We start from the raw sequence: 24,645 nt of genomic DNA, 5'->3' as shown, positions 1-24,645 counted from the left end.
GGGGAGGGGTGCGGTGCAATGGACGCTTATCGGATTGCCACTATCAGAGGCCGTGGCTATGCGCTTTGCGCCGCCGCCAGCCGGCCAATCGCTGCTCCAGCTGCAACGGGCTGTCGAGCTGCTGGCGTCGGGCCTGGCTGAACAGGATCAGCGCCAGCTCCGCTGTAACCTGCGCATCGGCGCTGGCATGGTGACGCTCGTCCACTTGCAGGCCGAAGCGCGCCACCCAGTCGTCCAGTCCGGCCTCGCGCAGCACGGTGTCGGGGTTGAGCATCGGTGCCAGTTCGGCCACGTCGAGGAAGGGCAACTGCAAGCGGTGGCCCAGGCTCTCTTTCAAGGCACGGGCAAGCATGCGCTGGTCGAACGGTGCATGGAACGCCAGCACTGGGCTGTCGCCAATGAATTCGAGCAGGTCGAGCAAAGCCTCGGCCGGGTCGCAGCCAGCGGCCAGGGCACTTGGGCCGAGGCCGTGGATCAGCACACTGGCATTGGTTTTTTGCTCAGGTCGGTGCAGGGTGCGTTCGAACTGCTGGGCGAAGTCGATGGCCCCGTCCTCGATGGCCACCGCGCCGATCGACAGCACCTGGTCACGATTGGGATTCAGGCCGCTGGTTTCCAGGTCGAGCACCACCCAGCGCTGCTCGCGCAACGCGCACACGCCCAGCGGCTTGGCTTTGGGCAACTGGGCCAGGCGCTGACGCAAGGCGTCGTCCAGCAGCGGGGCGGCCGGGCGCAGCCAGGCGAATAGGCTCATAACTGATACCGCAGCGCCAGGCTGCTCTGCAGGCGCTGGGCCTGGCGCATGGATTCACGCAGGATGCGCCGGTCCAGGTGGTTGAGGCTGTCCGGGTCGAGGCGGTTGGAATACGGCAGGTTGTCGCGGACCTGGCGCTGGTGCTGCTGCATGCGAGTCTGCTGGATGAAGTGGTAGGCCTCTTCATAAGCGGCGCCGTCGAGCGCTTCGATAACCCCTTTTTCGACCAACTGGCGCAGGCGCTCCAGGGTGTTGCAGGCGCCAATGCCATTGGCCAGGGCCAGCAGACGGGCGCCATCGACGAAGGGCGTCAGGCCCTGGACCTTGAGGTCGAGGGTGGCGGCCTTGTCGTTGCCCTGGCGGGTCAGCACGAATTCGCGCAGCCGGCCCACCGGGGGGCGCTGGCGCAGGGCGTTGTCGGCCAGCATGCGCTGGAAGATGCGGTTGTCCGCCACCTGCTCCAGCAGTTGCCGACGCAGTTGTTCACAGCCCTGTTCATCGCCCCAGACTACGCGCAGGTCGAAGTAGATACTCGAACCCAGCAGGTTCTCCGGGCTGGCCTCGCGCACGAAGCCGGCAAAGCGCCTAGCCCATTGCGTGCGTGACAGGCACAACTCGGGGTTGCCGGCCATGACGTTGCCCTTGCACAGGGTGAAACCGCACTGGGCCAGGCACTGGTTGATGTACTGCGCCAAGGGCAGCAGGCGCGCGCGAATGGCCTCGGCTTCGGTGTCGTCGGCGGCTTCAAAGAGAATGCCATTGTCCTGATCAGTGTGCAGTGTCTGCTCGCGGCGCCCTTCGCTGCCGAAGCACAGCCAGCTGAACGGCACGCCGGGGTCGCCCCGTTCGGCAATGGCCAGCTCGATCACCCGGCACACGGTGTGGTCGTTGAGCAGGGTGATGATCTGGGTGATCTGCGTCGAGGAGGCGCCGTGAGCGAGCATGCGCTCGACCAGCTGGCTGATCTCGCCGCGCAGTTGCACCAGCGAATCGAGGCGTGGCGCATGGCGGATGGTACGCGCCAAATGCACCAGGTCGACCCGCTGCAGGGAGAACAGGTCGCGCTCGGAGACCACGCCACACAGGCGCTGGTTGTCTACCAGGCAGACGTGAGCGATATGCCGTTCGGTCATTGCCATGGCCGCATCGAAGGCGCTCGCCTGGGGGCTGAGGTAGAACGGCTTGGCGGTCATGTGCTGCTCGATCGGTGCACCGAGGTCGGCATCGGCGCAAGCCACAACCTGGCGCAGGTCGCGCAAGGTGAAGATACCCACCGGGTAGCGCTGAGGGTCGACCACGACGATGCTGCCGACTTGCTGTTCATGCATCTGCCGCACGGCTTCGCGCAGCGGTGTACCGGGCGCGCAGACCACCGGGTGACGCATGGCCAGTTCGCCCAGCGGGGCATTGAGCGAGTACTGGGTGCCGAGGGTTTCCACTGCACGTTGGCGTACCTGCTGGTTGACCTGGTCGAGCAGGCTGCTGACCCCGCGCAGTGCAAAGTCTCGAAACACTTCCGACATCGAGAAGACGCGGATGAACGCGGCCTTGTTCAGCTGCAGGCAGAAGGTGTCTTCACCGGCCAGGTGCTCGGTGCGCGTGGCCCGCTCGCCAAGCAGCGCCGCCAGCGGGAAGCATTCGCCACCGGTGATCTCGAAGGTGGTTTCCACCCCAGGCTTGACCAGGTGCTGGCGCTCGCCGACCACACGGCCCTGCTTGACGATGTAGAAGTGCTCGACCGGCCCATCCGTGGGTTTGATGATGCTTTCGCCGCTGGCATAGAAACGCAGCTGGCACTGTTCCACCAGGAAAGCCAGGTGGCTCTGCTCCATCTGATTGAACGGCGGGAAACGCTGCAGGAACTGCAAGGTGCCCTGGATGTTCTGCAGTACTGCTGTTCTACCCGCCTGGCTGTAGGCGTCCTTTTTGCTCATGACACTGACCGTATCGCTACGCCGAACTATATATATCTATATATAGGAGCGGCCTTGTTGTTCTCGGGCCCCATGGTCGGCTGGCAGCGGGGTGGTGCCCATTGGACGTAAGTCTAGTGAGCGGTGGCTGTCAAAGACCCGACGAAAGGCGAGCCGGGTTAGAGAGCTTTTGCGGTCCTAACTACTAAGCGGGATTTTTTTGACGAGATGACCATGGCTGAGCATGACGAGATTCTGAGTGACGCCGAACGCGAAGCCCTGGCCGTGGTGAGTGCGCCTGTGGCGCCAAGTCCGGTTGTGCTGGTTGTGGATGACAACCGGGTAAACAGTGAGGCGCTCAAGCTGTACCTGAAAAGCAGGGGCATCGAGAGCATGACGGCTGACGGAGCGCAGGAGGCAATGCTCAAGCTGCATTACGAACCGCGCATTGCCTTGATGATCACTGATTTGCGCATGCAGCCCAACGACGGCCTGGAGTTGATCCGGCAGATTCGTGAGTCGGAGCGGGCGGCGTTGTCGATCATCGTGGTGTCGGGCGACACCGATGTGAAGGAGGCGGTGGACGTGATGCACCTGGGGGTGGTGGATTTTCTGCTTAAGCCGGTAGATCTGGGGAAACTGCTGGGGTTGGTGAAGAAAGAATTGAAGATCGAGTAGTGCAGGACTGGTGCTGCTTTGCAGCCCTTTCGCGACACAAGGCCGCTCCTACAGAAGAATGCGATCCCCTGTAGGAGCGGCCTTGTGTCGCGAAAGGGCCGCAAAGCGGCCCCCTGCGGTTACAGCCCGTTACGCGCCTTGAACTCGCGACGACGACGGTGCAGCACCGGCTCGGTGTAGCCGTTCGGCTGCTTGGCACCTTCGATCACCAGCTCGATGGCCGCCTGGAACGCGACGTTGTCGTCGAAGTTCGGCGCCATCGGGCGGTACTGGGCGTCACCAGCGTTCTGCTTGTCGACCACCGCAGCCATGCGCTTGAGGCTTTCCAGCACCTGCTCCTGGCTGACCACGCCATGGCGCAGCCAGTTGGCCAGCAGCTGGGCCGAGATGCGCAGGGTCGCGCGGTCTTCCATCAGGCCGACATCGTTGATGTCCGGTACCTTCGAGCAACCCACACCTTGGTCGATCCAGCGCACGACATAGCCGAGGATGCCCTGGGCGTTGTTGTCCAGCTCGTTGCGGATCTCTTCAGCCGACCAATTGGTATCGGCCGCCAGCGGGATGGTCAGGATGTCATCGACCGAAGCCGGGGTGCGCGCGGCCAGCTCGCGCTGACGCGCCTGTACATCGACCTTGTGGTAGTGCAGGGCGTGCAGGGTGGCGGCGGTTGGCGACGGTACCCAGGCGGTGTTGGCGCCGGCCAGCGGGTGAGCGATCTTCTGCTCGAGCATGGCAGCCATCAGGTCAGGCATTGCCCACATGCCCTTACCGATCTGCGCACGGCCTTGCAGGCCGGTGGCAAGGCCCACGTCGACGTTGTTGTTCTCGTAGGCGCCGATCCACTTCTCGTTCTTCATGGCACCCTTGCGCACCACGGCGCCGGCTTCCATCGAAGTGTGGATTTCGTCACCGGTGCGGTCGAGGAAGCCGGTGTTGATGAACACCACGCGCTCGGCGGCCGCCTTGATGCAGGACTTCAGGTTGACCGTGGTACGGCGCTCCTCGTCCATGATGCCGACCTTGACGGTGTTGCGCTTCATGCCCAGCAGGTCTTCGACGCGGCTGAAGATCTCGGCGGCGAAGGCGACTTCTTCCGGGCCGTGCATCTTCGGCTTGACGATGTACACGCTGCCGCTGCGGGTGTTCTTGCGGCTGGTGTTGCCGTTGAGGTTGTGCAGGGCGATCAGGTTGGTGAACAGCCCGTCCTGGATACCTTCAGGGATTTCATTGCCCTGGCCATCGAGGATCGCCGGGTTGGTCATCAGGTGGCCGACGTTACGCACGAACAGCAGTGAACGGCCGTGCAGGGTTACGCTGCCACCGTTAGGGGCGGCGTACTCGCGATCCGGGTTCATGGTGCGGGTGAAGGTCTTGCCGCCTTTGCTCACGCTTTCGGCCAGGTCGCCTTTCATCAGGCCCAGCCAGTTGCGATAGACGATGACCTTGTCATCGGCGTCGACGGCGGCGACCGAGTCTTCGCAGTCCATGATGGTGGTCAGTGCCGATTCCATCAGGATGTCTTTGACGCCGGCGGCATCGGTACTACCGACTGGGGTGCTGGCGTCGACCTGGATTTCGAAGTGCAGGCCGTTGTGCTTGAGCAGCACGGCGGTCGGTGCCTTGGCGTCACCGTGGAAGCCGATCAGTTGGGCGTCGTCACGCAGGCCGCTGTTGCTGCCGCCTTTCAGGGCCACGACCAGTTTGCCGCCTTCGATGCGGTAGCCGGTGGAGTCAACGTGCGAGCCGGCCGCCAGTGGCGCGGCTTCGTCAAGGAAAGCACGGGCGAAAGCGATGACCTTGTCGCCACGCAGCTTGTTGTAGCCCTGGCCTTTCTCGGCGCCGCCTTCGTCACTGATGACGTCGGTGCCGTAGAGCGCGTCGTACAGCGAACCCCAACGGGCGTTGGCGGCGTTCAGGGCAAAGCGGGCGTTCATCACCGGAACCACCAGCTGCGGGCCGGCCATGTGGGCGATTTCTTCGTCCACGTTCTGGGTGGTGGCCTGGAAATCGTCAGCTTGTGGCAGCAGGTAGCCGATTTCCTGGAGGAATGCTTTGTAGGCTACGGCGTCGTGTGCCTGGCCTTTGCGTGCCTGGTGCCAGGCGTCGATCTTGGCTTGCAGCTCGTCGCGCTTGGCGAGCAGGGCTTTGTTCTTTGGAGCGAGGTCATTGATGATCTTCTCTGCACCGGCCCAGAACTGCTCGGCGACGATGCCGGTCCCCGGCATGGCTTCGTTGTTGACGAAGTCATACAGGACCTTGGCGACCTGAAGGCCACCGACTTGAACGTATCCAGTCATTGCTTGCCTCACTCTGCTCAGCTATTTCGCTCTTCTGTATTAAGCCTGTAGCGCTTCTCTAAACACGTTCCAGTGCTTGCCCTCGTCGGATGGCACGAGCGCGGCTGGGTGCGGCCTGCCAGACGGGCTGGTAGACAGTGTGCGTATTTTCACAGGCGCCTTGGCAGACATCCAAACGACGTTTTGTAGTCCGCGCCACGGGATACTACATGAAGCAGTAGGCGAGGCAAAATCAGACTAAAAGCGCCGTTATGCGACCAGTTGGTCGCGTATGGTCACGCTGGGAGAACGTATGTTCGCAAAAAACCGGTGGATTGTTCCAGATAAATCTTTAAACAGTACACGATTGTTTGCGCTGATTGCCCTGCGGCAGGTTGCCGCGCCTTGCCTATACTGAATCGATCCCCCGTATTTACGCCGCTTTGGGCGGCCTGACGCAGAGGAAGGGCCTGTGGATCATCTTGTACTCACCGTGATTGCCCCGGACAAAGCCGGCCAGGTCGAGCGCATTGCGCAGTGCATCGCCGACCATAATGGCAACTGGCTGGAGAGCCGCATGTCGCGGATGGCCGGGCAGTTTGCCGGGATCCTGCGGGTGGCGGTGCCGGCGGAAAACTACGACGAGCTGGTGAAATCGCTGCAGGCGCTGGGGCAATACGATATTCGCGTGCTGATCGCCGAGAGTGGCATAGAACCCTCGTGCACGTGGAAACCGATTGCCATGGAGCTCGTGGGCAATGACCGCCCAGGCATCGTGCGCGATATCACCCGCTTGTTGGCGGACCAAGGCGTAAACCTGGAGCGCTTCACCACTGAAGTGCGGCCGGCGCCGATGAGCAGTGAGCCGCTGTTCCATGCCGATGCGCTGCTGGCGCTGCCATTGACCTTGTCGCTGGATGACCTGCAACAGAAGCTCGAGAGCCTGGCGGATGACCTGATGGTGGAGTTGAAGTTACGACCGGAGGACTGAGCGGGTTATCCCGATTTCACGGGGAAGGCCCTGTGGATAAGCTGGGGGCGTAACGCGCCAGCCCAAGCGCGGCAAGCCTTTCCGAGGTCTGAGCAAAAAACGTACAGGAATCAGTCGCTTGTGCACAAAGCACGGGGACGAGGGTGTGGATAACCTTTGGAGATGTTGCTGCAGGCCACGAACGACGTGGCCTGCGCAATTTTGATCGTTTTTTGATCAGGCGCGCTTGCGCAGATTCAGCCAGGCATCGACGCTATAGATCGCCAAGCCCGCCCAAATAAAGATGAACGCCACCAAGCTGCTTGACGACAGTTGCTCATCGAACAGCAGTACCGCCTGCAGCAGCACCAAGGTCGGCGCCAGGTACTGCAGGAAGCCCAGGGTGGTGTAGGGCAGGTGCCGCGCCGCCGCGTTGAAGCACACCAGTGGCACCAGCGTCACCGGTCCCGCTGCCATCAGCCACAGTGCCTCACTGCTGGTGTAGAAGTCAGCGTGTGCGCTCATCGCTGTCGGATGCAGCAGCATCCAGCCCAGCGCCAGCGGTACCAACATCCAGGTTTCCACTACCAGGCCGGGCAGCGCCGCTACCGGTGCCTGCTTGCGAATCAGGCCGTAGAAGCCAAAGCTCAGCGCCAGCGCCAGCGACACCCATGGCAGGCTGCCCACTTGCCATACCTGCTGGGCAACGCCCACCGCGGCCATGGCCACTGCCAGCCATTGCAGGCGGCGTAAGCGCTCGCCGAGCAGCAGCATGCCCAGCAGCACATTGATCAAGGGGTTGATGTAGTAGCCCAGGCTGGCTTCGAGCATGCGGCCGTTGTTCACCGACCAGACATAGGTCAGCCAATTGGCGGCGATCAACGTACCGCTCAGCGCCAGAATTGCTAGCCGGCGTGGGTTTTCACGCAGCTCGCGCCACCAGCCGGGGTGTTTCCACACCAGCAGCAACAGTGAACCGAACAGGGCCGACCAGAGCACCCGGTGGACAATGATCTCCACCGCCGGAACGCTCTGGATAGCTTTGAAGTACAGCGGGAACAAGCCCCAGATGATGTAGGCACCAAGGCCCAGAAGGTACCCGCGGCGCGGGTTTGCAGCGTGCATGGAGAGTCCTTGCTCAATAAAGCGACGCCCATTGTAGACAGAGGCGCGCGTGCATCTAGAACAATTTCAGTGGTTGTTCATCCAGCGCTGCCAGTTGCTCGCGCAAGGCCAGGATCTGGTCACCCCAGTAACGCGGCTGGCCGAACCACGGGAAGCTCGGCGGGAACGCCGGGTCGTCCCAGCGCCGCGCCAGCCATGCGCTGTAGTGCAATTGGCGCAGGGCACGTAACGGTTCGATCAGGGCCAGCTCGCGCGGGTCGAAATCGTGGAACTCATTGTAGCCGTCGACCAACTCGGCCAGTTGACCCAAACGCTCCTCGCGGCTGCCGGCGAGCATCATCCACAGGTCCTGGACGGCCGGGCCCATGCGGCAGTCATCGAGGTCGACCACGTGATACACGTCGTCGCGATGCATCAGGTTGCCGGGGTGCAGGTCGCCATGCAGGCGGATGACCTGATGTGACGTGCGGGCGTAGGCATCCTCGACCCGCTTGAGCAGGTCGCGGGCCACGGACTCGAAGGCGGGTAGCAGATCCTTGGGCACGAAACCGCCATCAAGCAGGGTGTTCAGCGAGGCGTGGCCGAAGTTGTCCACAGCCAGCGCTTCGCGGTGTTCGAACGGGCGCGTAGCGCCCACGGCGTGCAGGCGGCCGAGCAACTGGCCGAGGCGATAGAGCTGGTCGAGGTTGCCGGGCTCTGGTGCATGGCCGCCACGGCGCGGGAACAGCGTGAAGCGGAAACCCTTGTGCTCGAACAGGGTCTGGCCGCCTTGTTGCAGCGGTGCGACCACAGGCACTTCACAGTCGGCGAGTTCGGCGGTGAACTGGTGTTCTTCGAGAATCGCCGCATCGCTCCAGCGGCCAGGGCGGTAGAACTTGGCGATCAGCGGTTGCGAATCTTCGATGCCCACCTGATAGACGCGGTTCTCGTAGCTGTTCAGCGCCAGTACCCGGGCATCGCTGAGAAAGCCCAGGCTTTCCACGGCGTCAAGGACCAGGTCGGGGGTGAGGGTGTCGAAGGGGTGGGACATGGGGGCTCCGGGGTGGGCGACATGTCGGCATGGTAGCGCATTCCAGCGGTTACACCGGAACCCCCAGCAATACATAGGAAGGATGGAACTGCACCTTCACCTTGCTACCTTCCTTGACTGACTGCTCGACCAGCCAACCCGCTTCGGCAAAGGCACATAGCGTCTGCCCGTTGCCCAGCGCCAGCCGCACCTCGTTGTCGCCCTGCGAGTCTGCCAGCACCTCTTCAACGGTGGCGTTCAGCACATTGCTGCCTGCCTCGGCTTCATCACTGGCCGCCAGCAACTGCACCCACCCGGCCTTGAGCAGCGCCACCACCATGGTCCCCAGCGTCAGCTCCAGCCGCGCCGTGCTGTCATGGGTAATCAAGGCGTCGATCTCCAGCCCGCCGCCCAGCGCCAGGCTGACCCGGTCGTGCCGGCCCTCCCTGCGCAACCCGCTGACCTGGCCCTGCAACTGATTGCGCGCACTGGTGCGCAGCATCAGGCGGCCCAGCAGGTCGAGGTCGCTGGACTCTTCCGCTGCTTCCAGAATCTGTGCCTGCAGTGCCTGCACTTTCTGGTACAGGCGCAGCACCCGCTCACCTTCTGGCGAAAGCCTTGCGCCACCACCACCGCGTCCGCCCGTGCTGCGCTCGACCAGCGGTTGGCTGGCCAGGTTGTTGAGTTCATCGATCGCATCCCAGGCCGCCTTGTAGCTGATGCCGGCAGCCTTGGCCGCGCGGGTGATCGAGCCTTGATCGGCTATGTGCTGGAGCAGGGCGATGCGCTGCGGGCGGCGGGCGATGTGCTGGGTGAGGAGGGTGGGCAGGGACATGGTGGCGCCTTTTTGTAACTGACCCGTCAAGCTTGCCCCGGTTTTGCCGTACGTGCCAGGCAATACACATCGATCCTGCGTGCACCGGCCTGACGCAACAGTTGCGCAATAGCCTGCGCGGTAGTGCCAGTGGTCAGCACGTCATCGATCACGGCGACATGCCTGCCCTTGAGCGATGCCTGGTCGGCCAGCGCGAACGCCCGGCGCAGATTGTGGCGGCGGGCCCGTGCATCCAGGTGCTGCTGTGCAGGTGTCTCACGGGTGCGCAGCAGCAACCGCTCTTCGCATTTGATGAGCAGCGCTTTCGACAGCCACCGCCCAAGCATGGCGGCCTGATTGAAGCCTCGCTCGCGCAGCCGGCGCCGGGCCAGCGGTACCGGCAGCAACAAATCTGGCCTGGGCATGCCCTCCTGATAGCGATGGTGCAAGTTGAGGCCCAGCAATTCGGCCATCAAGCGGCCTAGCGGCCATTGATTGTTGTGCTTGAAGCGGCTGATCAGCGTGTCCAGTGGGAACCCATAATGCCAGGGTGCTACGACCTGATCGTAGGCCGGCGGACGTCGGCTGCACTGGGCGCAGATCAGGCCGGCCATCGGCAAGGGCAGCGCGCACCGCAGACAATATTCATCCAGCCAGGGAAGCGCTTGCTCGCAGGCGATACACAACGGGTACCGCTGTTCAGCAAGTGCGCTGCATAACGAGCAGGAGTGGTTAATATTCGTACAGTTGTAAACCAGTGCTTTTAACCAAGGTTGACAGTTCATAGGCCTTCCATGAGTATGCGAGCTATCCGTGATGCGCTGGCGGGCACTTGTGCCTCGGCGCCAGCTACAGCCTAAACAAGGAAACGCCGATGAGCGCCAGCACAACTGCAACAACACGTCACGACTGGTCCCTGCCTGAGGTCAAGGCACTGTTCCAGCAGCCCTTCAATGACCTGTTGTTCCAGGCGCAGACCGTGCACCGCGCGCATTTCGACCCGAACCGCGTACAGGTTTCGACGCTGCTGTCGATCAAGACCGGCGCCTGCCCGGAAGATTGCAAATATTGTCCGCAGTCCGGCCACTACAACACCGGGCTGGAAAAGCAGAAGCTGATGGAAGTTCAGAAGGTGCTCGAGGAAGCCGCGCGCGCCAAAGCCATCGGCTCCACCCGCTTCTGCATGGGGGCGGCCTGGAAGCACCCATCGGCCAAAGACATGCCCTACGTGCTGGAGATGGTCAAAGGGGTCAAGGCCATGGGCCTGGAAACCTGTATGACCCTCGGCAAGCTCGATCAGGAGCAGACCGCAGCCCTGGCCCAGGCTGGGCTGGACTACTACAACCACAACCTCGACACCTCGCCGGAGTTTTACGGCAGCATCATCACCACCCGTACCTACAGCGAGCGCCTGCAGACCTTGGCCTACGTGCGCGATGCCGGGATGAAGATCTGCTCCGGTGGCATTCTGGGCATGGGCGAGTCGCTGGACGACCGCGCAGGCCTGCTGATCCAGCTGGCCAACCTGCCCGAGCACCCGGAGTCGGTGCCGATCAACATGCTGGTGAAGGTTGCCGGCACGCCGCTGGCCGAGGAAGAGGACGTCGACCCGTTCGACTTCATCCGCATGCTGGCGGTCGCCCGCATCCTCATGCCGAAGTCGCACGTGCGCCTGTCCGCCGGCCGTGAGCAGATGAACGAGCAGATGCAGGCATTGGCCTTCATGGCCGGGGCCAACTCGATCTTCTACGGCGAGAAACTGCTGACCACCGCCAACCCGCAGGCCGATAAGGACATGCAGCTGTTCGCCCGCCTGGGTATCCAGCCCGAAGCGCGCGAAGAGCATGCTGACGAAGTGCACCAGGCGGCTATCGAACAAGCCCTGGTCGAGCAACGCAGCAGCGAGCTGTTCTACGACGCCGCGTCTGCCTGAGATGGCCTTCGACCTGGCGGCGCGCCTGGCCGAACGGCGCGCCGCAGACCTGTATCGGCAGCGGCCATTGCTTGAAAGCCCGCAAGGGCCTGACGTCGTGGTCGACGGCCAGCGTCTGCTGGCCTTCTGCAGCAATGACTACCTGGGGCTGGCCAACCACCCTGAGGTAATTGCCGCCTGGCAGGCTGGCGCTGAGCGCTGGGGTGTCGGTGGTGGTGCCTCGCACCTGGTGATCGGCCACAGCGCGCCGCACCATGCAGTCGAAGAGGCGCTGGCCGACCTGACCGGTCGCCCGCGGGCACTGCTGTTTTCCACAGGTTACATGGCCAACCTTGGCGCCATTACCGCGTTGGTGGGGCAGGGCGACACCGTGCTGCAGGACCGCCTGAACCACGCCTCGCTGCTCGACGGCGGGTTGCTCAGCGGGGCCCGTTTCAGCCGCTATTTGCACAACGACCCGGACAGCCTCGCCAACCGCCTGGGCAAGGCCACCGGCAACACCTTGGTGGTCAGCGACGGCGTGTTCAGTATGGACGGCGACCTTGCCGATCTGCCTGCGCTGGCCGATGTGGCTCGTGCCCGCGGCGCCTGGCTGATGGTCGACGACGCCCATGGCCTGGGCACGCTGGGTGCGCAGGGCGGCGGCATCGTCGAGCACTTCGGCCTGGGTGTCGAGGATGTACCGGTACTGGTCGGCACGTTGGGCAAGGCCTGTGGTACCGCAGGTGCCTTTGTTGCCGGCAGCGAGGAACTGATCGAAGCACTGGTGCAATTTGCCCGACCCTACATCTACACCACCAGCCAGCCGCCGGCGCTGGCCTGTGCCACGCTCAAGAGCCTGGAACTGTTGCGCCGCGAAACCTGGCGTCGCGAGCACCTGGCCGCATTGATTCGCCAGTTCCGTGAGGGTGCCGAGCAAATCGGTCTGCAGCTGATGGACAGCCCGACGCCGATCCAGCCGATCCTGATCGGCGACAGTGCCCAAGCCCTCAAGCTGTCGGGCATGCTGCGTGACCGCGGCCTGCTGGTAACCGCTATCCGCCCACCCACCGTGCCCGCCGGCAGTGCCCGCCTGCGGGTCACCCTGAGCGCGGCGCACAGCGAGGCGCAGGTGCAGCTATTGTTGAATGCATTGGCCGAGTGTTATCCACAACTGGAGGCCGCCGATGCGTAACCGTTTGATTCTTCTTCCCGGCTGGGGGCTTGGCACCGCCGCCCTCGAGCCGCTCGCTGCCAGCCTGCGGGCTCAGGATGCACGTCTGCAGGTTGAACTGATGCCATTGCCAGAGCTGGCCGATGCCGATGTGCACGCCTGGGTGGACTACCTTGACCGCAAATTGCCCAGCGATACCTGGCTGGGTGGCTGGTCGCTGGGCGGCATGCTCGCCAGCGAACTGGCGCGCAGGCGTGGCGACCACTGCTGCGGCCTGCTGACGTTGGGCAGCAACCCCAGTTTCGTCGTCCGTACCGACTGGCCTCACGGCATGGCCGAAGACACCTTCGGCACCTTTCTCGACGGTTGCCGCAGCCATACCTCGGTGACCCTCAAGCGCTTCCGCACGCTGTGCAGCGACGGTGCCCTGCAACCTCGCACACTGCTGCGCCAGCTGGGTGTCGGTGTGCCGGACACTGACCCGCTGTACCTGGCCACCGGCCTTGAGGTGCTGGCCAGGCTCGATACCCGTGAGGCCCTGCAGGCTTTTGCCGGCCCGCAGTTGCATCTTTTCGCAGGTAGCGATGCGCTGGTTCCGGCAGAGGCGGCCAAGGCGCTGAGCGAGCTGCTGCCCGACGTGGAGGTCGGCTTGGTCGAAGACAGTTCCCACGCCTTCCTGCTGGAGTACCCGCAGGAACTGGCGGCGGGCATTAAAAGTTTCCTGCATGAGAGTGGCGATGACTGACCTTTCCCGTCCAACCCTGCCCGGCGCATTGCCGGACAAGCGCCAGGTGGCTGCCTCGTTCTCCCGTGCGGCGGCCAGCTACGACAGCGTCGCGGCGCTGCAGCGTGCGGTGGGCGTGAGCCTGCTGGATCAGCTACCCGATGACCTGGCCCCGACGCGCTGGCTGGACCTGGGCAGTGGCACTGGGCATTTCAGCCGTGTGCTAAGCGAGCGTTTCGCACAGGCAACCGGGGTTGCCGTGGATATTGCCGAAGGCATGCTGTGCCACGCACGTGGCGAACAGGGTGGGGCGCAGTATCACGTGGCTGGCGATGCCGAGCGCCTGCCACTGCGTGATGCCTGTGTCGACCTGGTGTTCACCAGCCTTGCGGTGCAGTGGTGCGGTCAGTTCGCCAGTGTGCTGGATGAAGCCCGGCGAGTGCTGCGCCCAGGCGGCGTGCTGGCCTTCAGCAGCCTATGTGTCGGTACCCTTGATGAGCTGCGCGCCAGCTGGCAGGCGGTTGACGGCATGGTGCATGTCAACCGCTTCCGCAGGTTTGATGACTACCAGCGCCTGTGCGCTGCCAGTGGCTTCGCACAGGTCAGCCTGCAGCGTCAGGCCCATGTGCTGCATTACCCAGATGTACGCAGCCTGACCCATGAACTCAAGGCCCTTGGTGCGCACAATCTCAACCCCGGGCGCCCCTCAGGCCTGACCGGTCGAGCGCGCATGCAAGGCCTGTTGCAGGCCTACGAAGCATTTCGCCAGCCCCAGGGGCTGCCTGCCACCTATCAGGTGGTCTATGGTGTGTTGCGCAAGCCACAGGCATAAGAGGAGCGACATGAGCCAGGCCTATTTCATCGCCGGCACCGACACTGATGTCGGCAAGACCACCATCGCCGCCGGGCTGCTGCATGCTGCACGGTTGCAGGGGTTGAGTACCTTGGGCGCAAAGCCGGTCGCTTCGGGTTGCACCATGACGCCCAAAGGCCTGCGCAACAGTGACGCTCAGGCGTTGATCGACGAAAGCTCGATCAAGCTCGCCTATGAAGAAGTCAACCCGTTTGCTTTCGAACCGGCGATTGCGCCGCATGTGGCGGCCCGGGAAGCGGGTGTTGCGCTGGAAGTCACAGTGTTGTCAAAGACCATGCGCCATGTGCTGGAGCAGGAAGCAGACTTCACGCTGATCGAAGGGGCGGGCGGTTGGCGCGTGCCATTGTCCAACCATGCCAACCTCTCTGACCTGGCGATCGCCCTCAAACTGCCGGTGATTCTGGTGGTTGGGGTGCGCCTGGGCTGCATCAACCATGCACTGCTCAGCGCCGAGGCAATTGCCCGCGACGGGCTGCAGCTGGCAGGCTGGGTGGCGAATATCATCGAACCGCGGACGTCGCGGCTGGAAGAAAACCTGGCCAGCCTGGCGGAGCGTCTACCTGCCCCGTGCCTGGGGCGAGTGCCGAAGCTCAAGCAGGCGACAGCGGATGCGGTGGCGGAGCACTTGCATCTCGATCTACTGGATTGAGCATTGGCAGGTATGCCCGTGGCCTTTCAAGTAGCACTGGGCCATTAGCGATTTAAACGGGCCTTTTCGTGCCCGGCCTGCTTTAATTGGGCCTGTTCATATCCAGCGTCATTGGAGTTCTGACATGGAAATCACCGGCAGCACCGCGTACTACGCGGGCCTCAACGCTATCTACAACGGCCAGAACCGTGTTGACCAGGCCGCAGGCCAAATCGCCAACGCTTCGGTCGAGCGCGCCGCCACCAGCCAGTCCAGCGACTTCCAGGCCGAGCGCCTGCGCGGGGTCGACCGCAGCCAGCAAATGGACCTGGCAACCAGCACCGTGCAATTGGCCTTGGGCAAGACCGAGGTCGAACTGGGTGCAAAGGTGGCCAAGGCGTCCGACGAAATGCTCGGGCGGTTCATCGACACCTACGCCTGATCGGCCATTTTTTCCAAGTTATACACAGCCCCTGTGGGAGCGGGCGTGCCCGCGAATGCGTCAGATCAGGCAGCTCTGTTGTCTGCCCTGGCCCTTTCGCGGGCATGCCCGCTCCCACAGGGGCATTGTTTTTTCTGGGGCTGGCATAAACGCCATCTTTCGCGGCGTAAATGGCACTATAGTCCCTTCTTGACATCGGGCGGTCCTAAACGTAAGTTTCAAACAACTGTTTGACCCAAAGCCGACAAGAGCTGGTTGGCCTCAGCGGTCCCCTACCGAACTCATCACAGAGGTTCATCGCAATGCCTGATTACAAAGCCCCCTTGCGTGATATTCGTTTCGTCCGCGACGAGCTGCTCGGCTACGAGGCGCACTATCAGAGCCTGCCGGGTTGCCAGGACGCCACACCCGACATGGTCGACGCGATCCTGGAAGAGGGCGCGAAATTCTGTGAGCAGGTGCTGTCGCCGCTGAACCGTGTTGGCGACCAGGAAGGCTGTACCTGGAGCGAGTCGGGCGTGAAGACCCCGACCGGCTTCAAGGCGGCGTATGAGCAGTTCGTGGAAGGCGGCTGGCCGAGCCTGGCGCACGACGTCGAACACGGCGGCCAGGGCTTGCCAGAGTCGCTGGGCCTGGCCCTGAGCGAAATGGTCGGCGGTTCGAACTGGTCGTGGGGTATGTACCCAGGCCTGTCCCATGGCGCGATGAACACCATCTCCGCGCACGGTACCGCCGAGCAGCAGCATACCTACCTGACCAAGCTCGTGTCCGGCGAGTGGACCGGCACCATGTGCCTGACCGAGCCACACTGCGGTACCGACCTGGGCATGCTGCGCACCAAAGCCGAGCCACAGGCTGACGGCAGCTACAAAGTATCCGGCACCAAGATCTTCATCTCGGCCGGTGAACACGACATGGCCGACAACATCGTCCACATCGTGCTGGCTCGCCTGCCGGACGCTCCGGCGGGCACCAAAGGCATCTCGCTGTTCATCGTGCCGAAGTTCCTGCCCAACGCCGAAGGCGGCGTGGGTGAGCGCAACGGCGTGAGCTGTGGCTCGATCGAACACAAGATGGGCATCCACGGCAACGCCACCTGCGTGATGAACTTCGACGCTGCCACCGGCTACCTGATCGGCCCGGCCAACAAAGGCCTGAACTGCATGTTCACCTTCATGAACACCGCTCGTCTGGGTACCGCGCTGCAAGGCCTGGCCCACGCCGAGGTTGCGTTCCAGGGCGGCCTGAAATACGCCCGTGAGCGCCTGCAGATGCGTTCCTTGACCGGTCCGAAAGCACCCGACAAAGCCGCTGACCCGATCATCGTCCACCCGGACGTGCGTCGCATGCTGCTGACCATGAAGGCTTTCGCCGAAGGCAACCGTGCGATGGTGTACTTCACTGCCAAGCAGGTGGACATCGTCAAGTACAGCCAAGACGAGGAAGAGCGCAAGAAGGCCGACGCCCTGCTGGCGTTCCTGACCCCGATCGCCAAGGCGTTCATGACCGAAGTCGGCTTCGAAGCTGCCAACCACGGTGTGCAGATCTACGGCGGCCACGGCTTCATCGCCGAGTGGGGCATGGAGCAGAACGTGCGCGACAGCCGCATCTCCATGCTGTACGAAGGCACCACCGGCATCCAGGCCCTCGACCTGCTCGGTCGCAAGGTACTGATGACCCAAGGCGAAGCGCTCAAGGGCTTCACCAAGATCGTGCACAAGTTCTGCCAGGCGCAGGAAGGCAATGACGCGGTCAAGGAATTCGTCGCGCCACTGGCCGCGATCAACAAGGAATGGGGCGAGCTGACCATGAAAGTGGGCATGGCCGCGATGAAGGACCGCGAGGAAGTCGGCGCGGCGTCGGTGGATTACCTGATGTACTCCGGCTACGCGTGCCTGGCCTACTTCTGGGCTGACATCGCCCGCCTGGCTGCAGAAAAACTGGCCGCCGGCACCAGCGAAGAAGCCTTCTACACCGCCAAGCTGCAGACTGCGCGCTTCTACTTCCAGCGCATCCTGCCGCGTACACGCACTCACGTGGCCACCATGCTGTCGGGTGCCAACAACCTGATGGACATGAAGGAAGAAGATTTCTCGCTGGGTTACTAAGCCCTGGTGAAGTACTGATAAAAGCCGCTCCTTGGTGAGCGGCTTTTTTTTGCCTTGTTTTTTATCTGTTCTGTCCAGTTTTCCTGCTTTTATTTCTTAATAAGAATAGCTGTCGCAGCGCAACTTTCGTGCACGTGCGGCTCTTATTTTTCACTCATTTTAAATTTGCTATTTCTTCAAGGCTCTCCAACTTCCTCACTGCCTTAAAATATGAATTAGCAAATATATTGCCAGGTTTGACTGCGCGCCATTTTGGCGTCGAGTTCCCCAGGCTGTGGGCTTTTCATGGGGGATGTCACCCAATGTTGGGTGCGATCCCTCACCCAAAGTGAGGAAGTTTTGTGATCAGTATTTATCGGTATGGCTGTGTAAATAAACCGGTATAAAAACCGTGTAATATTTCCATCCGAAATACTTTGTTACAGCTATGGTGGCATTAAGCGCACTTAGTTGCGTGAACGATCAGCCTGAAAAACCTGAGCCGTCGGGAAGTCCATCATGGTCGACTATCTGAGTAACTTGCGAACCCCTCGTCTGGCCTGTGCGTTAGCGATGACACTCGCCGCCGGTCTTACTTTCACCAGCGTTCGGGCAGCGGACCCGGTCGGGACTACCCCGGTCGTGCCGGATGTGCCCAGCCTCCAGTCACTGCGTGGCATGACGCCGCCGGACCCCTCCGGTACCGAAGGTGGCCGCAAGGTCGACCTGATGTCCGATTACGTGATCAACCGCGGGGCAGTGGTGCTTCTGGGCAAGGCCCTGTTCTGGGACATGGCGATCGGCAGTGACGGTGCCACCGCCTGCGCTTCCTGCCACTACCACGCAGGTGTCGATCACCGGGTCACCAACCAGATCAACCCCGGCCAGGCCAATACCAATGCCAACGTGGCGTCGATCTTCAACAAGCCGTTCACGGCTGGCGACATTCCCGGTGATGTGCCGAGCTACACCACGCGCTCCGGCGGTAAGGGCGGCCCGAACTACACGTTGAAAAAAGGCGACTTCCCGACGCACGTGCTGGCCAACCCTCTGGACCGCAACTCGGCGATCGTCTATTCGAGCGATGACGTCATCGGTTCGCAAGGTGTGTTCGACGCCAACTTCGTCAAACCTCGTCAGTCGCGCTTCGACAAATGCACTCAGCAACCGGACGGCGTTTTCCAGGTAGGTGGCATCAACGTACGCCGCGCTACCGGGCGCAATGCGCCGTCGGTGATCAACGCGGCGTTCAACGTACGCAACTTCTGGGATGGTCGGGCCAACAACGTGTTCAACGGCTTGTCCCCATTCGGTAATCGCGACCCTGACGCAGGGATCTTCGTGACCAAGGACGCCAGTGGCGTGGCGGTCAAGGTACGCCTGGCCCTCAAGGATGCCTCGGCGGCCTCGCAAGCGGTCGGGCCTCCTGGCAGCGCGGTTGAAATGTCCTGTGGTGGGCGCACCTTCGCCGACATCGGCCGGCGCATGCTCGACAGCATGATGCTCAAGGGGCAGAAGATCTCGCCCACCGATTCGGTGCTCGGCCCTGTCTCCAGCGCCCGCCGACCGACCTATCGAGAACTGATCAGGAACGCCTTCCAGCCACGCCTGTGGAATGCCACGCAACAAGTCTTGCTGGGCGGCGAGCCCTACTCCCAGATGGAGGCGAACTTCCCGCTGTTCTTCGGGCTGGCGATCCAGATGTACGAGGCCACGCTGATCTCCGACCAGGCGCCGCTGGATGCCTATCTGCAGGGCGATCACACCGCCATGAACGCTCAGCAGGTGCAAGGCATGGAGCTGTTCCTGGGCAAGGGCAAGTGTGTCGCCTGCCATGGGGGGGCAGAGCTGACCAACGCGGGCAGCCGGCTGCTGTTCCAGCCGCGTGAGCGCATCGAGCGTATGGTCATGGCCGATGGCCTGACCACGCTCTACGACAACGGCTTCTACAATACCGGTGTGCGCCCGACCGCCGAAGACTTGGCGCTGGGGGGGGCGGACGCCTGGGGCAATCCGCTGTCCTTCACCCGCGAGTACAACACCCAGCTGCAAGGCGGGAATATCCCTGATCCACTGGATGTCGACGTGTGTACCTTCGAGGCACCGCTGAGTGCAGCAGTACCCTGTGACCCGACCCTCAAGCCCAGTGTCGGTTTCCGCGACTCGGTGGATGGTGCTTTCAAAACCCCGACCCTGCGCAACATCGCCTTGACCGGCCCGTACTTCCACAATGGCAGCCGGGCAACCCTGCAACAGGTGATGGAGTTCTACAACCGCGGCGGCGACCGGCGTGGCGAAGACGCCAGCAACACCAGCGGCTTCGAACACCCGGCCGTCAATCAGCACAACGGTTCCAACCTCGACCCGGACATGACCACGCTGAACCTGACCCCGGATGAAGTGGATGCACTGGTCAAGTTCATGGAAGTCGGCTTGACCGACCCGCGCGTCGCCTGGGAACGGGCACCGTTCGACCACCCGTCACTGATCCTGCCGCAGGGTGAGAAGGGCGATGAGAACTCGGTCGGGCAAAAACCGGCCAGCGCAAGCACCTCTCGGCAAGCGCAGGATGCGGAGTTCCAGCTCAATGCCGTCGGTGCCTCAGGCCGCTCCACTGCCCAGGGGCCACTGCTGCCATTCAACAACGACCTGTAATGCTCCCCAGGCAAGCGCGGCTCCCACAGGGACCGCGCCTGCTTGCAGTCCAGTTGCAAGAAAAGCTCAAGCCCTCCACCCCCGCTGCCGTTAACCCACCGGTGTACTCATCTATTCACGTGTGCTGCCGATGAAGTAAAGGCACAATGCTATTATTGATCTGCCGGGTCGGAGATTGCCCTTGTTTCGTCTAAATGCTGTTCGCGCGAGCCATTTCCTGCCTTCGCTAATTCTGTTGCTGGCTGGGCTTGCGGCGGCTTATGTGAGAGACCTCAGCGTCTTCTTCACATCACTGTTCAACGTCCTTCCCACCTTGGTGCTGCTGCTGGGTGGCGCTTACTGCGCCGTCTATCGCCGCCAGCGTGAGCTGTTCCTGATGGTCACGGTGTACATCGCGTATTTCCTGCTCGACACCCAGACCGACTACTACCGTGACAACGGCCGTGTGCGCGAGGACGCGGCGGTGATCTTCCACCTGGTGTGCCTGTTGCTGCCGGCCCTGTACGGCCTGTTCGGCGCCTGGCAGGAACGCACGCACCTGGCCCAGGACCTGCTGGCCCGCTTTGCCGTGCTGTTCGCCGTCGGCAGTGTGGCGGTGGCACTGGAACAAAGCTTCCCCGAGGCGCTGCTGGGCTGGCTGGCGGAAATCCGCTGGCCATCGCTGCATGGCCAGTGGATGAGCCTGATCCAGATGGTCTACCCGGTGTTCTTCGTGGTGTTCGCCCTGCTGGTGGTGCAATACCTGCGCGAGCCCCGGCCTTTGCATGCGGCGCAGCTGATCGGGCTGGTCGGCATCTTCTGGATGCTGCCCAAGACCTTCATCCTGCCCTTCACCCTGAACATCATGTGCAGCCAGGTGATGTTGATGATTGCCGCAGCGGTATCGCATGAGGCCTACCAGATGGCCTTCCGTGACGAACTGACCGGGTTGCCCGGGCGCCGTGCGTTGAACGAGCGCATGCAGCGCCTGGGCCGCAACTACGTGATCGCCATGACTGACGTCGACCACTTCAAGAAATTCAACGACACCCACGGTCACGATGTCGGTGACCAGGTGCTGCGCCTGGTCGCCAGCCGCTTGTCCAAGGTCAGCGGCGGTGGCCGAGCCTATCGCTACGGTGGCGAGGAGTTCGCCCTGGTGTTCGCCGGCAAGACCGCCGAAGAGTGCGTGCCACATGTGGAAGCGGTGCGCGAGATGATCGCCAACTACACCATGTACCTGCGTGACCAGAACAGCCGCCCGCAAGATGATTCTGCCGGGCGTCAGCGCCGCAGTGGCGGCGCCAGCGGTACGGTATCGGTGACTATCAGCATCGGCGTGGCCGAGCGCCAGGTCGACCATCGCAACCCGGAAGAAGTGCTCAAGTCCGCCGACCAGGCGCTTTATAGCGCCAAGGGTGCCGGGCGTAACTGTGTCATGGTCTATGGTCAACAATCCCAGCGCGGGGCGGTGCGGATGGCGTGACCGGAATAGACTATATGGTCGCGTGATGACCCTATGTCTCGCAAAAGTTGTTCGGTTACACTGGATTCAACCCCGGGTTGCTTTTTTTACCAACCCCGTGCTGCGGTCCGTGTGGCCGCCCCGACCCGACCAGCGAGAGGTTGTCATGGCTGACTATAAAGCGCCCCTGCGCGACATGCGCTTCGTACTGAATGAAGTCTTCAACGTAGCCGAGCTGTGGGCGCAATTGCCCGAACTGGCCGAGGCGGTCGACGCGGATACCGCCATGGCTGTGCTCGAAGAAGCCGGCAAGGTCACCAGCAAAAGCATCGCCCCGCTCAGCCGCGCCGCCGACGAAGAAGGCTGCCACTGGGACAACGGTGCCGTGCGCACGCCAGCCGGTTTCATCGAGGCCTACAACACTTACGCCGAAGGCGGTTGGGTGGGGGTGGGCGGCGACCCGCAGTTCGGTGGCATGGGCATGCCCAAGGCGATCTCGGCCCAGGTCGAGGAAATGGTCAACGCCTCGAGCCTGGCGTTCGGCCTGTACCCGATGCTGACCGCCGGCGCCTGCCTTTCGATCAACGCCCATGCCAGTGAAGCGCTCAAAGAAAAGTACCTGCCGAACATGTATGCCGGCGTCTGGGCCGGCTCCATGTGCCTGACCGAACCGCACGCGGGTACCGACCTGGGCATCATCCGCACCAAGGCCGAGCCCCAGGCCGATGGCAGCTACAAGGTCAGCGGCACCAAGATCTTCATCACCGGCGGCGAGCATGACCTGACCGAGAACATCATCCACCTGGTGCTGGCCAAGCTGCCAGACGCACCGGCGGGGCCCAAAGGCATCTCGCTGTTCCTGGTGCCGAAGTTCATGGTCAATGCAGACGGCAGCCTCGGCGCCCGCAACCCCGCTACTTGTGGTTCGATCGAGCACAAGATGGGTATCCAGGGGTCGGCTACCTGCGTGATGAACTTCGACGAGGCGGTCGGCTACATCGTCGGCGAGCCTAACAAGGGCCTGGCGGCCATGTTCACCATGATGAACTACGAACGCCTGGGCGTGGGCATCCAGGGCCTGGCCTCGGCCGAGCGTTCCTACCAGAATGCTGTGGAATACGCCCGAGATCGCCTGCAGAGCCGCGCGCCGACCGGGCCACAGGCCAAGGACAAGGCCGCCGACCCGATCATCGTCCACCCGGATGTGCGGCGCATGCTGCTGACCATGAAGGCGCTGATCGAAGGCGGTCGTGCTTTCTCTACCTACGTGGCGATGCAACTCGACAGCGCCAAGTACAGCGAAGACCCGGCCACGCGCAAACGCAGTGAAGAGCTGGTGGCGTTGTTGACCCCGGTGGCCAAGGCCTTCCTCACCGACCTTGGCTTGGAGTGCACGGTACATGGCCAGCAGGTATTCGGTGGCCATGGCTACATTCGCGAGTGGGGCCAGGAGCAGCTGGTGCGCGATGTGCGTATCACCCAGATCTACGAAGGCACCAACGGTATCCAGGCGCTGGACCTGATGGGGCGCAAGGTGGTGGCCAGTGGTGGTGCGTACTACAGGCTGTTCTCTGACGAGATTCGCCAGTTCATCGCCAGCGCGGGCGGCGAACTGGATGAGTTTTCCAAGCCGCTGGGCGCCTACCTGGATCAGCTCGACGGGCTGACCGAGTGGGTGCTGGAGCAGGCCAAGGGCAATCCGAATGAAATTGGTGCTGCGTCGGTCGAGTACCTGCATGCCTTTGGCTATGTGGCCTATGCCTACATGTGGGCATTGATGGCGCGGGCGGCCAAGGCAGGCGAGGGCGACGAGGCGTTCTATTCGGCCAAGCTGGGCACGGCGCGGTTCTACTTCGCGCGCTTGCTGCCGCGAGTGAACTCGCTGGTAGCCTCGGTGAAAGCGGGCAGTGAGTCGTTGTACCAGCTGGACGCCGAACAGTTCTGATCGGTGAAAGTGTTTCGAATGACTACTTCTTGTAAGCCTTTTCCTACATGACGTGGTGACTTTTCGCCACTGGTGTCAGATTGGATCCACGGTTAATCTTTCTACATGGACGTTGCGCAGGAAGCGCTAAGGACAGAACAGGGACAACGAAGGATTTCCTGCCAGGATGGTGGGGCGATAGGGATGTCACAGGGAAACAGTCTAGAGAACCCCGCTTCGGCGGGGTTTTCTTTGTCTGCGTTTTTTCAGCCATGCACATCCAGCGGCGCAGCACCCAGCAGCCGGGTGTCGGTCTCTTCCTCCAATAATGTGCGCAGCAGCTCCACCGAAGCCTGCTGGCGCTGGGCATCACGGAACACCAGGCCAACCTTCAGCGGTACCCGCGGCTCACTCAACGGTTTCCACAGCAAACCCTGGTCGCCCTCGGCAGCATCCTTGGCCCGCCCTGGCAGGATGGTCGCCAGCGCAGTGTGCGCCAGGCTGTCGAGAATCCCCGCCATGTTGTTCATCTCGGCTTGCACTTGTGGTCTACGGCCTTGGGCGGCGAGCTGTTCCTTCCAGATCTGGCGGATCTGGAATTCCTCACCGAGCATCAACATGGGCAGTTCGGCGGCCTGCTTGATCGAGACTTTCTTGAAGTCCTTCAATGGGTGGGTATCCGGGATGACAACCTGCAACTCGTCCTCGTACAGCAGTGAGCCGTGTAGCCCTGGCTGGCGCGGTGGCAGGTAGCTGATGCCGATGTCCAGGTTGCCATTGAGCAGCCGCCGCTCGATCTCCAACCCCGACAATTCGTAGATCTGCACCACGAGATGTGGCTGAGCCTTGCGCACACGCTCCAGCAACTGCGGCACGAGGCTTGGCCGCACGGTCTGCAGTACACCAATGGCCAGCGTTCGCAGTGACTGGCCTTTGAAGTTGCGCATGGCTTCATGGGCCCGTTGCAGGCCATCGAGCAACGGCAAGGCATGGTTGTAGAGGGTGTGCGCAGCCAGTGTCGGCAGCAGGCGCTTGTTGCTGCGCTCGAACAGGCTCAGGTCGAGGCTGTGCTCAAGCTGGCGAATCTGTTGAGACAGCGCCGGTTGCGACAGTGACAGGCGTTCGGCGGCGCGGCCGACATGGCCTTCTTCATACACCGCGACGAAATAACGCAGTTGGCGGAAATCCATAAGTAATGCTTATCAAAAAAGCTGAAAAAACGAAATGGCCGCAAAGGCTGCC

At 62.5% G+C, this 24,645-nt stretch carries 20 protein-coding genes; 12 read left to right on the top strand and 8 right to left on the bottom strand.

Annotated features, from left to right (window positions below; translation table 11 throughout):
- Nucleotides 1–43 precede the first annotated feature (43 nt).
- Nucleotides 44–754 (bottom strand): PolC-type DNA polymerase III, encoded by a 711-nt coding sequence (locus APH28_RS19580; protein WP_060512177.1) that lies wholly within the window; start codon nt 752–754, stop codon nt 44–46.
- Entirely contained in the window at nt 751–2,688 is a 1,938-nt protein-coding gene (locus APH28_RS19575) for a DUF294 nucleotidyltransferase-like domain-containing protein (protein ID WP_060512176.1), read from the bottom strand. The genes APH28_RS19580 and APH28_RS19575 overlap by 4 nt, the downstream gene beginning before the upstream one ends.
- Nucleotides 2,689–2,895: 207 nt before the next feature.
- On the opposite strand from APH28_RS19575, the gene APH28_RS19570 reads away from it, so the two are divergent.
- Complete coding sequence (locus APH28_RS19570; RefSeq protein WP_256250107.1) at nt 2,896–3,345, top strand: response regulator; 450 nt, start codon at nt 2,896–2,898, stop codon at nt 3,343–3,345.
- Between the two features lie 119 nt (nt 3,346–3,464).
- Here the strand turns inward: APH28_RS19570 and APH28_RS19565 are convergent, their stop codons facing one another.
- On the bottom strand, nt 3,465–5,642 hold the full coding sequence (locus APH28_RS19565) for a malate synthase G (RefSeq protein WP_060512174.1): 2,178 nt from the start codon (nt 5,640–5,642) through the stop codon (nt 3,465–3,467).
- A 451-nt stretch (nt 5,643–6,093) separates the two neighbouring features.
- On the opposite strand from APH28_RS19565, the gene APH28_RS19560 reads away from it, so the two are divergent.
- Entirely contained in the window at nt 6,094–6,612 is a 519-nt protein-coding gene (locus tag APH28_RS19560) for a glycine cleavage system protein R (protein ID WP_054885257.1), read from the top strand.
- A gap of 216 nt (nt 6,613–6,828) precedes the next feature.
- On the opposite strand, the gene rarD is transcribed toward APH28_RS19560, so the two are convergent.
- From rarD to APH28_RS19540, 4 genes are read right to left on the bottom strand one after another with little or no spacing between them, the layout of a single operon-like run.
- Entirely contained in the window at nt 6,829–7,716 is an 888-nt protein-coding gene (gene rarD, locus APH28_RS19555; RefSeq protein WP_060512173.1) for an EamA family transporter RarD, read from the bottom strand.
- 55 nt (nt 7,717–7,771) lie between these two features.
- On the bottom strand, nt 7,772–8,746 hold the full coding sequence (locus tag APH28_RS19550; protein WP_060512172.1) for a serine/threonine protein kinase: 975 nt from the start codon (nt 8,744–8,746) through the stop codon (nt 7,772–7,774).
- 49 nt (nt 8,747–8,795) lie between these two features.
- A complete protein-coding gene (locus APH28_RS19545; RefSeq protein ID WP_060512171.1) occupies nt 8,796–9,560 on the bottom strand; it encodes a TOBE domain-containing protein in 765 nt (254 codons plus the stop codon).
- 26 nt (nt 9,561–9,586) lie between these two features.
- Nucleotides 9,587–10,324 carry a ComF family protein gene (locus tag APH28_RS19540; protein ID WP_060512170.1) on the bottom strand — a complete coding sequence of 246 codons (738 nt, stop codon included), beginning with the start codon at nt 10,322–10,324 and terminating at the stop codon, nt 9,587–9,589.
- Nucleotides 10,325–10,413: 89 nt separating this feature from the next.
- Between APH28_RS19540 and bioB the strand changes: the two genes are divergently transcribed.
- The 10 genes from bioB to APH28_RS19490 all read left to right on the top strand — a co-directional run bounded on the left by bioB (nt 10,414) and on the right by APH28_RS19490 (nt 23,424).
- Entirely contained in the window at nt 10,414–11,472 is a 1,059-nt protein-coding gene (bioB, locus tag APH28_RS19535; protein WP_060512169.1) for a biotin synthase BioB, read from the top strand.
- 1 nt (nt 11,473) lies between these two features.
- Nucleotides 11,474–12,646 (top strand): 8-amino-7-oxononanoate synthase, encoded by a 1,173-nt coding sequence (gene bioF, locus APH28_RS19530; protein ID WP_060512168.1) that lies wholly within the window; start codon nt 11,474–11,476, stop codon nt 12,644–12,646.
- On the top strand, nt 12,639–13,370 hold the full coding sequence (locus APH28_RS19525; protein ID WP_060512167.1) for an alpha/beta fold hydrolase: 732 nt from the start codon (nt 12,639–12,641) through the stop codon (nt 13,368–13,370). Before bioF ends, APH28_RS19525 begins: the two co-directional genes overlap by 8 nt.
- Nucleotides 13,363–14,181: a malonyl-ACP O-methyltransferase BioC gene (gene bioC / locus APH28_RS19520; protein ID WP_060512166.1), complete on the top strand. Its 819-nt coding sequence runs from the start codon at nt 13,363–13,365 to the stop codon at nt 14,179–14,181. The genes APH28_RS19525 and bioC overlap by 8 nt, the downstream gene beginning before the upstream one ends.
- A 10-nt stretch (nt 14,182–14,191) precedes the next feature.
- The gene (bioD, locus tag APH28_RS19515; protein WP_060512165.1) at nt 14,192–14,872 is read left to right on the top strand and encodes a dethiobiotin synthase; all 681 of its coding nucleotides are present in this window, start codon (nt 14,192–14,194) and stop codon (nt 14,870–14,872) included.
- Nucleotides 14,873–14,996: 124 nt separating this feature from the next.
- Complete coding sequence (locus tag APH28_RS19510) at nt 14,997–15,293, top strand: hypothetical protein (RefSeq protein WP_060512164.1); 297 nt, start codon at nt 14,997–14,999, stop codon at nt 15,291–15,293.
- A 302-nt stretch (nt 15,294–15,595) separates the two neighbouring features.
- A complete protein-coding gene (locus tag APH28_RS19505; protein ID WP_060512163.1) occupies nt 15,596–17,401 on the top strand; it encodes a phenylacyl-CoA dehydrogenase in 1,806 nt (601 codons plus the stop codon).
- 498 nt (nt 17,402–17,899) lie between these two features.
- The gene (locus APH28_RS19500) at nt 17,900–20,035 is read left to right on the top strand and encodes a cytochrome-c peroxidase (protein ID WP_156340927.1); all 2,136 of its coding nucleotides are present in this window, start codon (nt 17,900–17,902) and stop codon (nt 20,033–20,035) included.
- A gap of 181 nt (nt 20,036–20,216) precedes the next feature.
- The gene (locus APH28_RS19495) at nt 20,217–21,500 is read left to right on the top strand and encodes a diguanylate cyclase (RefSeq protein WP_060512161.1); all 1,284 of its coding nucleotides are present in this window, start codon (nt 20,217–20,219) and stop codon (nt 21,498–21,500) included.
- 145 nt (nt 21,501–21,645) lie between these two features.
- Nucleotides 21,646–23,424: an acyl-CoA dehydrogenase C-terminal domain-containing protein gene (locus APH28_RS19490; RefSeq protein WP_060512160.1), complete on the top strand. Its 1,779-nt coding sequence runs from the start codon at nt 21,646–21,648 to the stop codon at nt 23,422–23,424.
- Between the two features lie 245 nt (nt 23,425–23,669).
- Here the strand turns inward: APH28_RS19490 and APH28_RS19485 are convergent, their stop codons facing one another.
- Nucleotides 23,670–24,593 (bottom strand): LysR family transcriptional regulator, encoded by a 924-nt coding sequence (locus APH28_RS19485; protein WP_060512159.1) that lies wholly within the window; start codon nt 24,591–24,593, stop codon nt 23,670–23,672.
- Between the last annotated feature and the right edge of the window lie 52 nt (nt 24,594–24,645).

It is taken from the genome of Pseudomonas sp. NBRC 111124, assembly GCF_001320245.1.
In the GTDB taxonomy this organism is placed as follows: Bacteria; Pseudomonadota; Gammaproteobacteria; order Pseudomonadales; family Pseudomonadaceae; genus Aquipseudomonas.
The sequence above is the reverse complement of the archived record's forward strand: the minus strand, read 5'-3'. Positions and strand labels throughout refer to the sequence as shown.

Excerpts from the sequence above, each read along its gene's own strand:
- APH28_RS19580 (WP_060512177.1), bottom strand. The coding sequence starts at position 754 with ATGAGCCTATTCGCCTGGCTGCGCCCGGCCGCCCCGCTGCTGGACGAC.
- APH28_RS19575 (WP_060512176.1), bottom strand. The coding sequence starts at position 2,688 with ATGAGCAAAAAGGACGCCTACAGCCAGGCGGGTAGAACAGCAGTACTG.
- APH28_RS19570 (WP_256250107.1), top strand. The coding sequence starts at position 2,896 with ATGACCATGGCTGAGCATGACGAGATTCTGAGTGACGCCGAACGCGAA.
- APH28_RS19565 (WP_060512174.1), bottom strand. The coding sequence starts at position 5,642 with ATGACTGGATACGTTCAAGTCGGTGGCCTTCAGGTCGCCAAGGTCCTG.
- rarD (WP_060512173.1), bottom strand. The coding sequence starts at position 7,716 with ATGCACGCTGCAAACCCGCGCCGCGGGTACCTTCTGGGCCTTGGTGCC.
- APH28_RS19550 (WP_060512172.1), bottom strand. The coding sequence starts at position 8,746 with ATGTCCCACCCCTTCGACACCCTCACCCCCGACCTGGTCCTTGACGCC.
- APH28_RS19545 (WP_060512171.1), bottom strand. The coding sequence starts at position 9,560 with ATGTCCCTGCCCACCCTCCTCACCCAGCACATCGCCCGCCGCCCGCAG.
- APH28_RS19540 (WP_060512170.1), bottom strand. The coding sequence starts at position 10,324 with ATGAACTGTCAACCTTGGTTAAAAGCACTGGTTTACAACTGTACGAAT.
- bioB (WP_060512169.1), top strand. The coding sequence starts at position 10,414 with ATGAGCGCCAGCACAACTGCAACAACACGTCACGACTGGTCCCTGCCT.
- bioF (WP_060512168.1), top strand. The coding sequence starts at position 11,474 with ATGGCCTTCGACCTGGCGGCGCGCCTGGCCGAACGGCGCGCCGCAGAC.
- APH28_RS19525 (WP_060512167.1), top strand. The coding sequence starts at position 12,639 with ATGCGTAACCGTTTGATTCTTCTTCCCGGCTGGGGGCTTGGCACCGCC.
- bioC (WP_060512166.1), top strand. The coding sequence starts at position 13,363 with ATGACTGACCTTTCCCGTCCAACCCTGCCCGGCGCATTGCCGGACAAG.
- bioD (WP_060512165.1), top strand. The coding sequence starts at position 14,192 with ATGAGCCAGGCCTATTTCATCGCCGGCACCGACACTGATGTCGGCAAG.
- APH28_RS19510 (WP_060512164.1), top strand. The coding sequence starts at position 14,997 with ATGGAAATCACCGGCAGCACCGCGTACTACGCGGGCCTCAACGCTATC.
- APH28_RS19505 (WP_060512163.1), top strand. The coding sequence starts at position 15,596 with ATGCCTGATTACAAAGCCCCCTTGCGTGATATTCGTTTCGTCCGCGAC.
- APH28_RS19500 (WP_156340927.1), top strand. The coding sequence starts at position 17,900 with ATGGTCGACTATCTGAGTAACTTGCGAACCCCTCGTCTGGCCTGTGCG.
- APH28_RS19490 (WP_060512160.1), top strand. The coding sequence starts at position 21,646 with ATGGCTGACTATAAAGCGCCCCTGCGCGACATGCGCTTCGTACTGAAT.
- APH28_RS19485 (WP_060512159.1), bottom strand. The coding sequence starts at position 24,593 with ATGGATTTCCGCCAACTGCGTTATTTCGTCGCGGTGTATGAAGAAGGC.